Below are 744 nucleotides of genomic sequence, written 5' to 3'. Positions count from 1 at the left end.
AGCACTAGCTGCTTATATAGCCCCTCTGTTAGATGCTCCACGAGCGCAAGAGCTTTCCCCAAGCCTTGAGCAGTGGACGCTGTTTTATCAGCGCTTAGCGCAGGATCTAGGGCTAACCAAAAGCAAGCACATTCGTCATGACTTGGTGGCGGAGAGAGTGAGGCAGACTTTTAGTGATGAGGCACTAGAGAAACTGGATTTAAAGTTGGCAGAGAACAAGGACACGTGTTGGCTGAAAAGTATATTCCGTAAGCATAGAAAAGCCTTTAGTTATTTACAGCATAGTATTGTGTGGCAAGCCTTATTGCCAAAACTAACGGTTATAGAAGCGCTACAGCAGGCAAGTGCTCTTACTGAGCACTCTATAACGACAAGACCTGTTAGCCAGTCTGTGCAACCTAACTCTGAAGATTTATCTGTTAAGCATAAAGACTGGCAGCAACTAGTGCATAAATACCAAGGAATTAAGGCGGCAAGACAGTCTTTAGAGGGTGGGGTGCTATACGCTTGGCTTTACCGACATGACAGGGATTGGCTAGTTCACTGGAATCAACAGCATCAACAAGAGCGTCTGGCACCCGCCCCTAGAGTTGATTGGAACCAAAGAGATCGAATTGCTGTACGACAACTATTAAGAATCATAAAGCGTCTAGATAGTAGCCTTGATCACCCAAGAGCGACATCGAGCTGGCTGTTAAACCAAACAAAAATACGCCACTCCTTATGACCCGAGTTACGGAATAA

General features: G+C 45.7%; 1 protein-coding gene. It reads left to right on the top strand.

The window, feature by feature from the left end; genetic code table 11:
- Positions 1-727: TnsD family Tn7-like transposition protein (locus AC0L3J_RS37170; RefSeq protein WP_473350399.1), on the top strand; the 727-nt coding region annotated here is incomplete at its 5' end.
- Between the last annotated feature and the right edge of the window lie 17 nt (positions 728-744).

Source organism: Bradyrhizobium sp. Kon37 (genome assembly GCF_055807535.1).
This window is presented reverse-complemented; position numbering and strand designations above follow the sequence as displayed.